Annotated in this window: 9 protein-coding genes; 4 read left to right on the top strand and 5 right to left on the bottom strand. The window is 41.7% G+C overall.

The window, feature by feature from the left end; genetic code table 11:
* Positions 1-135: 135 nt before the first annotated feature.
* From gltX to MK409_RS08510, 5 genes are all read right to left on the bottom strand, one after another.
* Positions 136-1,596, bottom strand: coding sequence for a glutamate--tRNA ligase (gene gltX, locus MK409_RS08530; protein WP_268705998.1), 1,461 nt, complete (start codon positions 1,594-1,596; stop codon positions 136-138).
* 127 nt (positions 1,597-1,723) lie between these two features.
* The gene (locus MK409_RS08525) at positions 1,724-3,073 is read right to left on the bottom strand and encodes a glucose-6-phosphate isomerase (protein WP_268705997.1); all 1,350 of its coding nucleotides are present in this window, start codon (positions 3,071-3,073) and stop codon (positions 1,724-1,726) included.
* A gap of 168 nt (positions 3,074-3,241) precedes the next feature.
* The gene (locus tag MK409_RS08520) at positions 3,242-3,931 is read right to left on the bottom strand and encodes a gamma-glutamyl-gamma-aminobutyrate hydrolase family protein (protein ID WP_000124757.1); all 690 of its coding nucleotides are present in this window, start codon (positions 3,929-3,931) and stop codon (positions 3,242-3,244) included.
* Positions 3,932-4,069: 138 nt separating this feature from the next.
* Positions 4,070-5,836: an ABC transporter ATP-binding protein gene (locus MK409_RS08515; RefSeq protein ID WP_268705996.1), complete on the bottom strand. Its 1,767-nt coding sequence runs from the start codon at positions 5,834-5,836 to the stop codon at positions 4,070-4,072.
* Between the two features lies 1 nt (position 5,837).
* Positions 5,838-7,544: an ABC transporter ATP-binding protein gene (locus MK409_RS08510; RefSeq protein ID WP_268705995.1), complete on the bottom strand. Its 1,707-nt coding sequence runs from the start codon at positions 7,542-7,544 to the stop codon at positions 5,838-5,840.
* Between the two features lie 206 nt (positions 7,545-7,750).
* On the opposite strand from MK409_RS08510, the gene MK409_RS08505 reads away from it, so the two are divergent.
* The 4 genes from MK409_RS08505 (at position 7,751) to MK409_RS08490 (ending at position 11,553) form a co-directional block, all read left to right on the top strand.
* A complete protein-coding gene (locus MK409_RS08505) occupies positions 7,751-8,767 on the top strand; it encodes an NAD(P)H-dependent glycerol-3-phosphate dehydrogenase (RefSeq protein ID WP_268705994.1) in 1,017 nt (338 codons plus the stop codon).
* 21 nt (positions 8,768-8,788) lie between these two features.
* Positions 8,789-9,688 (top strand): UTP--glucose-1-phosphate uridylyltransferase GalU, encoded by a 900-nt coding sequence (gene galU, locus MK409_RS08500; RefSeq protein ID WP_049490103.1) that lies wholly within the window; start codon positions 8,789-8,791, stop codon positions 9,686-9,688.
* Between the two features lie 358 nt (positions 9,689-10,046).
* Positions 10,047-10,334, top strand: a complete 288-nt coding sequence (locus MK409_RS08495) for a hypothetical protein (RefSeq protein WP_084859229.1) — start codon at positions 10,047-10,049, stop codon at positions 10,332-10,334.
* A gap of 289 nt (positions 10,335-10,623) precedes the next feature.
* A complete protein-coding gene (locus MK409_RS08490) occupies positions 10,624-11,553 on the top strand; it encodes a hypothetical protein (RefSeq protein WP_268705993.1) in 930 nt (309 codons plus the stop codon).
* The last annotated feature ends 50 nt before the right edge of the window (positions 11,554-11,603 follow it).

Genomic DNA, 11,603 nt, shown 5'->3' with positions numbered 1-11,603 from the left:
TTTTTTCCATCCTATACAAATTCTTGGAAAACAATCAAAAAGAGCCAGTTTAACTGACTCTTTTAATTTTTAATTCAAAGGGCCTTCCCTTACTCTCCAAGAAAGGATGAGCTCATATCCCTATATTTTTCCTACTTATTTAGAAATCTCTTTCAGCATGTTTTCAATATGCTGGATTGATTTTTCACGTCCGAGCAAGAAAATGGTGTCTGGTAATTCTGGTCCATGCATTTCACCTGAAACGGCGATACGAATAGGCATGAAGAGATTTTTTCCTTTGATACCTGTTTCTTTTTGGACTGCTTTGATTTGTGGGAAGATGTTTTCTGTCACAAATTCCTCATCTGTCATCGCTTCTAGTTTCGCTTTGAAGGCTTCTAGAACAACCGGAACGGTTTCTCCTGCCATGACCTCGCGCTCAGCGTCTGTCAACTCTGGGAAATCTGAGAAGAAAAGGTCTGTCAGTGGAACGATTTCGTCTACCGACTTCATTTGTGGCTTGTAGAGTTCTACCATTTTTTCAGACTTGTCAGTTAAACGTCCTGCTTCTTCTAAGTATGGTTTCGCCATTTCAAAGATAGTAGCTAGATCAGCTCTCTTGATGTAGTCGTTGCTCATCCAGTCTAGTTTCTTCTGGTCGAAGGCTGCTGGAGACTTGCTGAGACGGTTTTCATCAAAGAGTTTAATCAATTCCTCACGAGAGAAGATTTCGTCTTCCCCACCAGGGTTCCAGCCAAGAAGGGCAATAAAGTTAAAGACAGCTTCTGGCAAATAGCCTTTTTTACGGTAGTCTTCGATAAACTGAAGGGTGTTAGTGTCCCGTTTAGACAATTTTTTACCCGTTTCAGAGTTGATGATCAAAGTCATGTGACCAAATTCTGGCACTTCCCATCCAAGCGCTTCATAGACCATGAGCTGTTTAGGTGTGTTAGCAATGTGGTCATCTCCACGGATGACATGAGAAATCTGCATATCGTGGTCATCGATAACGACAGCAAAGTTGTAAGTTGGGTAACCATCTTTCTTTTGAATTACCCAGTCACCGCCGATATTGCCACCTTCAAATTCGATATCGCCTTTGACCATATCATGCCATTTGTAGATACCTGAATCATTAACAGCCAAACGAACGGTTGGAATGATTCCAGCTGCTTCACGTTCTGCTATATAAGCCACTTTTTCTTCTTCACTCATACCGAGGTATTCATTGATGTAGCGTGGTGTTTCGCCAGCTGCTTCTTGGCGTTCGCGCTCAGCTGCCAACTCTTCTTCTGTAACGTATGATTTGTAGGCTTTTCCTTCGGCCAGCAATTGATCGATGTATTTTTGATAGAGTTCCAAACGCTCTGATTGGCGGTAATTTTCATGAGTTTCTGGGCTTTCATCCCAATCCATGCCCAACCAGCGAAGATTTTCAAGCTGTGAACGCTCTCCATCCTCAACATGACGTTTACGGTCTGTATCTTCGATACGAATGATAAAAGTTCCACCATGATGGCGTGCGTAAAGGTAGTTGAATAATGCTGTACGGGCATTTCCGATATGTAGTAGTCCTGTTGGACTTGGTGCGTAGCGTACGCGGATATCTTTTGACATAGTTTCTCCTATAAAGTCTCTAGGCGTCTGCCTTTTTGCTTTCTATATTATATCACAAGTCTCGCCTGAGTCCAATGTCTACGAATAAAGAGAGTAAAAAGAGTGGGCAAGCCACTCTTTTCTTCTATTATAGACGTGCGTTAAGCTCTTTGCTCAATTCTTCAAATCCTGGTTTCCCAAGAAGGGCAAACATGTTGCGTTTGTATGCTTCAACACCTGGTTGGTCAAATGGGTTGATGGCATTCAAGTAACCTGAAAGTGCGATAGCCAATTCGAAGAAGTAGATCGTGTAGCCAAGAGTGAAGGCATCTTGCTCTGGAAGAGTCACATACATATTTGGTACGTCACCATCTGTGTGGGCAAGAAGAACTCCGTCAGTCGCTTTTTTGTTTACAAAGTCAACATCTTTTCCTTGAAGGTAACCAAGTCCATCAAGGTCTTCTTCCAAAGTAGGAATGATCACGTTCTTGCGTGGTTTGTCAACACGGACAACTGTTTCAAACATGATGCGAGTTCCTTCTTGGATAAATTGACCCAATGAGTGCAAGTCAGTTGAGAAGTTTGCCGAAGTTGGGTAGATACCCTTTTGGTCTTTTCCTTCTGACTCTCCAGCCAATTGTTTCCACCATTCTGAGAAGTACTGAAGTGATGGCTCGTAGTTTACCAAGATTTCAGTCGCATAGCCTTTACGGTAAAGGATGTTACGAACGGCTGCGTATTGGTAAGCTTCATTTTCAGCAATCTTGTCTGAAGTGTAGTCTTTACGAGCTGCATTCGCACCTTCCATGAGGGCTTTGATGTCTGCACCTGATGCTGCAATTGGAAGCAATCCAACTGCTGTCAATACTGAGAAGCGTCCACCGATGTCATCTGGAACCACGAATGTTTCCCAAGCGTTGGCATCTGCTTCAACCTTAACAGCACCTTTTTGGCGGTCAGTTGTGGCATAGATACGTTTGTTGGCTTCTTCTTGACCGTATTTCTTAACCAAGAGTTCTTTGAAGACACGGAAAGCGATCGCTGGTTCTGTTGTTGTACCTGATTTAGAAATCACGTTTACTGAGAAGTCTTTGTCAGCTACGTACTCTACTAAGTCAGCAAGGTAAGTAGATGAGATTGAGTTTCCAGCGTAAAGGATTTGTGGCGCTTTACGCTCTTCTTTTGTTTGTAAGTTAGCAAAGTGGTGGTTCAAGAAGTCAATAGCTGCTTTGGCACCAAGGTAAGATCCACCGATACCAATCACAACCAAGACATCGCTGTCTGATTTGATTTGCTCAGCAGCTTTCAAGATGCGGTCGAATTCTTCGCGGTCGTAGTTTTCAGGAAGGTCCAACCAACCCAAAAAGTCGCTACCAGCACCAGTTCCTTTACGAATCAATTCGTCTGCAGCTGTTACTTGTGCTTGCATGTATTCCACTTCATGTGGGGCAACAAATTTGTCTAAAACTTTTGAATAATCAAATTTAATATGTGACATGATAATCCTCCATAATTTCTTCTTTACTATCATAACGCTTACCAGCAATTTTTTCAAGTTTTTATACTGAATTTCCTCAAATTTTATCACAATTCAAACGTTTGCGTAAAAATGCTAAAATATAAAAAATCTGAAAGGACGAATAAAAACGGCTAGAGACTCTAACCGTTACAATTCATTTAATAAATACTCAAAGAGTTCTAAATTGCCGTCTTCTTCATTGACCAAAAACTCTGGATGCCACTGCAAACCAATGATACGATGCTCGTCGATAGACTCAATCGCTTCCACCGTCTGATCGCGAGGATCTACAGCCGTCACACGGAAATTAGGTGCTAGGTCTTTGATACTTTGTCGATGGACTGAGTTGACCTGGCTTTCTTTGCCGAACAACTTAGCAACAACGCTTCCTTCTACTGTTTCAATCGAATGAGAGGTCCCGAAAGGCAAACCTTGCCAATGCCCCTCAATTTCTTGGTGGAGGGTGCCGCCAAAAGCAACATTGACCAGCTGAACCCCACGACAGATTGCCATAATTGGTTTATTCTGACGGAGCGCTTCTTTCAAGAGAGCTAGTTCAAACTCATCACGTACAAGGTTGTAATCATCGCTCTCAATGGTCTTTTTCTCTCCATAAAACTGAGGATGGACGTTTTGCCCACCTGTCAAGATGAGTTTGTCAATCATTTCCACATAATCGCGAACAATGGACTCATCCCCTACAGGAATTACTAAAGGAAGACCTCCGACTTGACGAATGCTCTCTGCAAATTTACAGGATACAGATGAGTGAATGTTTTTCCCTTCTGCATCTACAGGACATAGATTTGCAGCAACTCCTACAACCGTTCTAGCCATGATGTGTCTCCTTTCGATTTTCTTGCGACAGTCTTATCTTATCACTCCAACCCTTTCCTGTCTAATATGTTTTTTTAAAGACCGTGATAAGTATTTTTTATGGGCAAAAAAAGCTGCCCAACGAGGGCAACTTCTTTTTTATTCGAAGACAAATTGATTGTGATAGAGTTCTGAGTAGAAGCCGCCGAGTTTGAGCAACTCGTGATGATTTCCACGTTCAATAACCTCTCCATCTTTGAGGACAATAATCTGATCGGCATTGAGGATGGTCTTGAGACGATGGGCAATGACAAAACTGGTTCGACCTGCTACAACCGCCTCCATTGCATGTTGAATCTTGCTTTCTGTTACGGTATCGACATTGGAAGTCGCTTCATCTAAGATTAGGACTTGAGGATCTGTCATCAAGGTCCGAGCGATGGAAATCAATTGTTTCTGCCCAGTCGAGAAGATATTTTGCTCATCATCAATAAGGGTATCATACTTATCAGGCAAGCTTTCGATGTAGTCATGAATATGAGTTGCCTTGGCAGCTGCTTCGACCATTTCCTGACTAGCATCTGGCACACCAAAGCGGATATTGTCTCGGATTGTTCCACTAAACAAGACCGAATCCTGCAAGACAATACCGACCTTGCTCCGCAGGCTATCCAAGTCGTAGTCACGGATGTCTTTGCCATCAAAGGAAATGCTACCTACATCCACATCGTAGAAACGATTGATGAGGTTCATAATGGTCGTCTTCCCTGAACCAGTCGGGCCTACAACTGCTATCATCTGCCCTTTAGGAGCTGAAATGGTGACATCTTTTAAAATCGGCTTGTCTGGCACATAAGAGAAATCAATATGACTGATTTCAACACCTTCTCGTAATTCCGTAAAGGCTGGTGCATTTTGCGGGCGAATCTCTTCTTCTGCATCAAACATTTCTTGGATACGATCCGCTCCGGTAAAGGCCAACTGGAGGCTCCCCCAACTCGCAGCCACCTGGATAATCGGCTGGTAATACTGCTGAGAAAATTGGGTAAACATGACGATCAAACCTAGGGCTGTCGTTGTTTCGATACTTGGATCGTTCAGCAAGACAGCTGAACCTGCAAAAATGACGATGGCCGTATTGACCAAGCTCATCCCATTCATAACTGGAAAGAGGATACCTGAGAACATTCTCCCTTTGAAAGTTGCCTTGCGCACGCGCTCATTTTGCTCCACAAAGCCTGCTACGATGTCGTCTTGAATTCCTTGTACGATAACAGCTTTCTGTCCAGAAATACTCTCGTCCATGTAGGCGTTGAGTTTCCCAACCTCTTTTTGTTGGAGATTGGTGTACTTGCGGGCCATTTTCACGATGAAAACCAACATGAGAAAGGCCACTGGAGTGCTGGCTACTGTTATCAGGGCTAGCGTCACATTTCTTGAAAACATGACAAAAATCAAACCAATGTAAAGAGCAATATTGCTCATAACCTGAACTAGACTTTCATTGAAGGCTTGAAGGATGTTATCCAAGTCACTAGTGAAGCGAGAGAGGATGTCACCATCCTGATGGCGGTCAAAGAAAGAAACCGTCAAACGAGAAAGTTTGCCAAAGAGGCCCTTACGCATCTCATTTGTTGACTCAGCAATCACACGGGTCATCAAGGTCATGTAAATCAAACTGGATACCACCAAGACAAGGACAACCAGAGCTAGATTCAGCATCAGAGCCGATAAACTCTGCCAGGCTAGTTCGGAAGTCCCATTTTGATAAGCCAGAACCAGATTAGCGAGCTCTGTTACTGCTTGGCCTGAAAAAACTGGAAAGAGGGCTTGGGCAATCGTCGCAACTGCAACCATCAGAATCACAATGACAAAGGAGAACTTGTAAACTTTAAAATAATTCCAGAAAAATCGAACGGTTTTCATTTTATTCCTCCTTTCCCTTTTGTGTTTCGTAGATTTCGCGGTAGACGGCATTGCTAGCTACCAAGTCCGCATGCCTTCCTTCTCCAATCAAACGCCCTTGGTCCAAGACTAAAATCTTGTCTGCATGGACGACTGAACTGATTTTTTGAGCGATGATAATGGTTGTCGTTCCTTTCAGGTCTTTGTTCAAAGCTTCCTGCACTAGTCTCTCTGACTTGGCATCCAAGGCCGAAGTCGAATCGTCAAAAATCAGGATACGGGGATTACTGACAATCCCACGGGCAATCGACATCCGTTGTTTTTGTCCACCAGAAAAGTTGGTGCCACGTTCTTCAACCTGACTCTCAAATTTGTTTTCCATACGCCCGATAAATTCGCTGGCTTGAGCAATCCGTGCTGCACGTTCCATTTCTGACACGCTGGCATTGCCTTTTCCTTGACGAAGATTATCTGCAATGGTCCCGCTAAAGAGAATAGCACGTTGCAAGACAATGGAAACTGTTTTACGCAAGGTTCCCTCGCTGACGTCTCGAATATCCTTGCCACCAATCTTGATAGATCCCTCTTGTGGATCAAACAGTCGTGGAATTAACTGAGCCAAGGTGGACTTCCCTGCTCCAGTCGCTCCAACCACACCCACCATCTGACCAGGCGCAACATCAAAGGTTACATTCTTCAGCATAGGCTCGTCATCATTGGGATAGGTAAAGGTCACATTTTCAAAAGAGAGACTTCCTTCTAACTCTTCATCTGGGAGATCTTTAAAGGTCATTGCTGGCTCGGTATCTAGAATCTCGCGGATACGACGCAAGGAAATCATGGCACGGCTGACAGAATTTCCTAAAAATCCAACCATGATAATGGTAAAGATAATCTGACTGAGATAGTTGACAAAGGAAGCAATCGAGCCCACAACAGATGGATCTGACTGAGCCATGCCAGCCACCAACCAGATAGAGAGAAAGACTGCCCCATAGCCGACTAGCATCATAACGGGTTCTATAACTGAGAAGGCATAACCGATATAAAGATTTTGGCCGAGAAGTTCATCTGAAACCTCGGTAAATTTGTCAAATTGTGCTTTTTCTTGTACAAAGGATTTGACCACGCGCACACCACGTAGATTTTCCTTGGCGATAGCATTAATCCGTTCAAGAAGGGTTTGAAACTTAGCAAATCGTGGCCCCATCATCCCCATCATGATGGCTGTAAGTGCAAAGATTAGGAGCACCATGAGGACAATGACCCACCAAAGCGATGGAAGAGTGTGGACCGCCAAGATAAAGGAACCGATAAAAAGAAGAGGGAGACGGAAGAGGATTTGAAAAGCCATCATCACCACGTTCTGAATTTGGTTGATATCATTGGTCATACGGACGACAAGGTTGCCTGCATTAAACTGCTCGATATTGGCATAAGAAAAAGTCTGAATCTTGCGAAAAGCGTCTTCCCGAAGGTCCGAAGACACTCCTTGAGCAATGTAGGCTGCAAGCGTTACATTGACCCCACCTGCAACCAGACCGACTAGGGCTACTCCTATCAGCCAAGCGCCAATACTATAAATAGCCTCATTTTGTCCGGCCAACAAAGCCTCTAACACCTCTTGCAAATAGCGCGGTTGCAAGAGCGAACTCGCAACCATCAATCCTGTCATCATTAAGGATGCCAAGGCCTGCCATTTATAGGTTTTTATTTTTTTAATGAGCATATTTCCTCCTAATAAAATAGATAAAGGGAGCGACATCCTGCGTCAGCTCCTTATCATTCGTTCATATTGATGCTATTCTAGCAAAAAAGAGGCATCTTGTCAAAGAAGTCTCCTTATTATAAATTAGTGCGCTTTCATCTACAGGTGATGCATGAAAAGGCTTTTTATGGTAAAATGAAAGGAAGAACTCTTACAAGGAGGAAAAGATGAAGAAACAAACCATCGCTGTCTTGGGTCCTGGTTCTTGGGGAACTGCCCTTTCGCAGGTCCTAAACGACAATGGACACGAAGTTCGAATTTGGGGAAATATTTCTGACCAAATTGATGAAATCAATAACCAACATACAAACAAACGCTACTTCAAAGATATCCTACTCGACGAAAAAATCAAAGCCTATCATGACTTGGAAGAAACACTAAAGGATGTGGATGCTGTTTTATTTGTGGTCCCAACAAAAGTAACGAGACTGGTTGCCCAACAAGTAGCAAAGGTGCTCGATCACAAGGTTGTCATCATGCATGCCTCCAAAGGATTGGAACCAGATAGCCACAAACGTCTATCAACTATTCTTGAAGAGGAAATTCCAGCCAATCTCCGTAGTGAAGTCGTTGTTGTTTCAGGCCCCAGCCACGCTGAGGAAACTATTGTTCGGGATATTACCTTGATCACTGCAGCCTCTAAAGACCTCGAAACTGCTCAGTACGTCCAAAATCTCTTTAGCAATCACTACTTCCGTCTCTATACTAATACGGATGTTATCGGGGTTGAAACCGCTGGTGCTCTTAAAAACATCATTGCAGTTGGTGCAGGTGCATTACATGGACTAGGGTTTGGCGACAATGCCAAGGCAGCTATCATTGCCCGTGGCTTGGCTGAAATCACCCGTCTAGGGGTCGCTCTTGGAGCTAACCCTCTGACTTATAGCGGTCTTTCTGGAGTTGGAGATTTGATCGTAACTGGTACATCTGTCCACTCTCGTAACTGGAGGGCTGGTAATGCTCTAGGTCGTGGAGAATCCCTCGCAGACATCGAAGCAAACATGGGTATGGTCATCGAAGGCATTTCAACGACTCGAGCAGCTTACGAACTGGCTCAGGAATTGGGTGTCTACATGCCAATCACACAGGCTATTTACCGAGTTATCTACGAAGATGTCAATATCAAAGAAGCAATCACTGACATCATGAGCAATGAATTTAAAGCAGAAAACGAATGGTCATAGACCCTTATAGAAAGGAACATTATGAAACAAAAAGTCAGAAAAGCAGTCATCCCTGCCGCTGGATTGGGAACTCGCTTCCTCCCAGCAACTAAGGCCTTAGCCAAGGAAATGTTGCCAATCGTAGACAAGCCAACTATCCAGTTTATCGTTGAAGAAGCTCTCAAGTCTGGAATCGAAGATATCTTGGTTGTTACAGGTAAGTCAAAACGTTCTATCGAGGACCACTTCGATTCAAACTTTGAATTGGAATATAACCTTAAAGAAAAAGGGAAAACAGATCTTTTGAAGCTGGTTGATGAGACAACCGGCATGCGCCTGCATTTTATCCGCCAAACACATCCACGTGGTCTCGGAGATGCCGTTTTACAAGCCAAGGCTTTCGTCGGAAATGAACCTTTTGTCGTTATGCTTGGTGATGATTTGATGGATATCACAGACGAAAAGGCTGTTCCACTTACCAAACAACTCATGGATGACTACGAGCGTACTCACGCGTCTACTATCGCTGTTATGCCAGTCCCTCACGACGAAGTATCTGCCTATGGGGTTATTGCTCCGCAAGGCGAAGGAAAAGACGGCCTTTACAGCGTTGAAACCTTCGTTGAAAAACCAGCGCCAGAGGATGCTCCTAGCGACCTTGCTATCATCGGGCGCTACCTCCTCACTCCTGAAATTTTCCAAATCCTCGAAAACCAAGCTCCAGGCGCAGGAAATGAAATCCAGCTGACAGATGCAATCGACACCCTCAATAAAACACAACGTGTATTTGCTCGTGAGTTCAAGGGGGCTCGTTACGATGTCGGAGACAAGTTTGGCTTTATGAAAACCTCCATCGACTACGCTCTCAAACATCCACAAGTCAAAGACGACTTGAAAGACTACCTCATCCAACTTGGGAAAGAGTTAGCTGGGGGGGAATAGAAGAACAGTCCTTATAAAAGAAGAACTAGGATAGTTAGTTATCCTAGTTCTTTTTATTTTATATTGCTATTCTTTAGAACATCTACTTAAAAAGGGATCTGTATTTCTCAGTTCACTTACTTATAAACTCCATTGAAATGGTCTCAAACTTCATGAAAGCGTTACGATATTATTTGTTTTTTTATAAAAATAGGAGTACAATGAATTAGTATAATAAAACAAAAAGCACCGAATCGGTGCGCACTTTTCAAGTTGTGTACGGACAAAGCCTTATTTTAACTTTGCTGTGTTGTTTCGAATGGTTCCAAAACTTTTTTGTATGATATAACAGAATATTTTAAAAATGAAGGGGGGTTCTATGGAGATTGATGTGTTTTTTGATTATTATTTAAAATCACTTAGGTTTTATTTTGGTGATAGGTGTAAGGATATTGGATTTATAAAGTTTTTTAAAGATGAAAACAATAGTTTTATTACCATAGAGGATTATGTTTTAGAAGCATTAGTAATATTGTCAAATATTTTGAGTAAGGAGAGGATTGTGTTTTCTTGTGGATTTATTCATAGCAAGGGGGTAGTTACTGGAGTAGAAGTATGTATGAATGTATTAGAGTTAGAAAGATTAAATAATTTGTATAAGATATAGTTTTGAAGAATATTAAAAAACATTAGGTAAACTGTCTATGTAGGATGGGCGGAGTTGATAGTATCAATATTTCCTAGTTATAGAGCTGTGTTGTTTCGAATGGTTCCAAAATAATAAATAATTTTAAATTTGACTTAACTGTTGGAGTAGTCATGGTTAAATTAAATCAACCGAGTCGAATATAAGTTGTTTAGTTTTGTGGAAGCTATTAATAAGAATATAATGAGGGAGAAAGATGGGTGTAATTTTAATTTTAAAGTAATTGCGGACACTATCAAAGTAAAAGATTATGGAGAACAAATTTGTGGAATTTATCAAAAACAATAAAAAAGTAATCATTTCATCAGTTGCAGTTGGTGTTGTATTGGTATTAGGGTTTGGATGGTATTCATATTACCAACATCAAGCAGAGCAACAAGCAAAAATTATACAATTAGAAAAAGATAGCAAATCAGACAAAGAACAAGTTGATAAACTATTTGAATCATTTGATGCATCTTCAGATGAATCTATTTCTAAGTTGAAAGAATTATCTGAAACTTCACTTAAAACCGATACAGGTAAAGACTATCTTAATAATAAAGTCAAAGAATCATCTAAAGCCATTGTAGATTTTCATTTGCAAAAAGGTTCGGCTTATGACATCAAAGATTCAGATGACAAACTTAAAGATAAAACAACCTTAGAAAATAATGTAAAAGAAATCAATAAACAAATTGATTTTATCAAGAAAGTTGATGAAACATTCAAACAAGATAATCTTGAAGAAACTACAAAATCTCTTACTGATATTGTAGATAAATTCAATAAGCAAATCGAAGCTTTGAAGAAAGAAGAAGAGAAGAAACAATCAGAAGCTAAATCACAAGAATCTTCTGGTGGATCAAGTAGTTCAAGCAGTTCAAGTTCTAACTCATCTTCTGATTCTGGATATTATCAACCAAGTTATGAATACTCAAGCCGTGACGAATCAAGTCAATCTTATTCTGGATCAAATGGTGGCGGAAGTAATTATGAAGCCCCAGCTGCCGAACAATATTCATCTGGCAACAGCAATAGCGGCGGAGGAAATGATGGCTATACAAGATATTGGAGCATTGATGCCGGAGGCAATCGAAGCAACTTTCAAGCAAATCACAGTAATGGTGATGTTCGTGACGACAATGGAAACCACCTTGGAAACTATGGTGGAGGAATTACTGATTTTAGACAACGTTAATAACTATTTTAGAGCTGTGTTGTTTCGAATGGTTCCAAAACACATTAAAA

This window comes from Streptococcus oralis (assembly GCF_026782375.1).
Taxonomy (GTDB): Bacteria; Bacillota; Bacilli; order Lactobacillales; family Streptococcaceae; genus Streptococcus; species Streptococcus oralis_CL.
The sequence above is the reverse complement of the archived record's forward strand: the minus strand, read 5'-3'. Positions and strand labels throughout refer to the sequence as shown.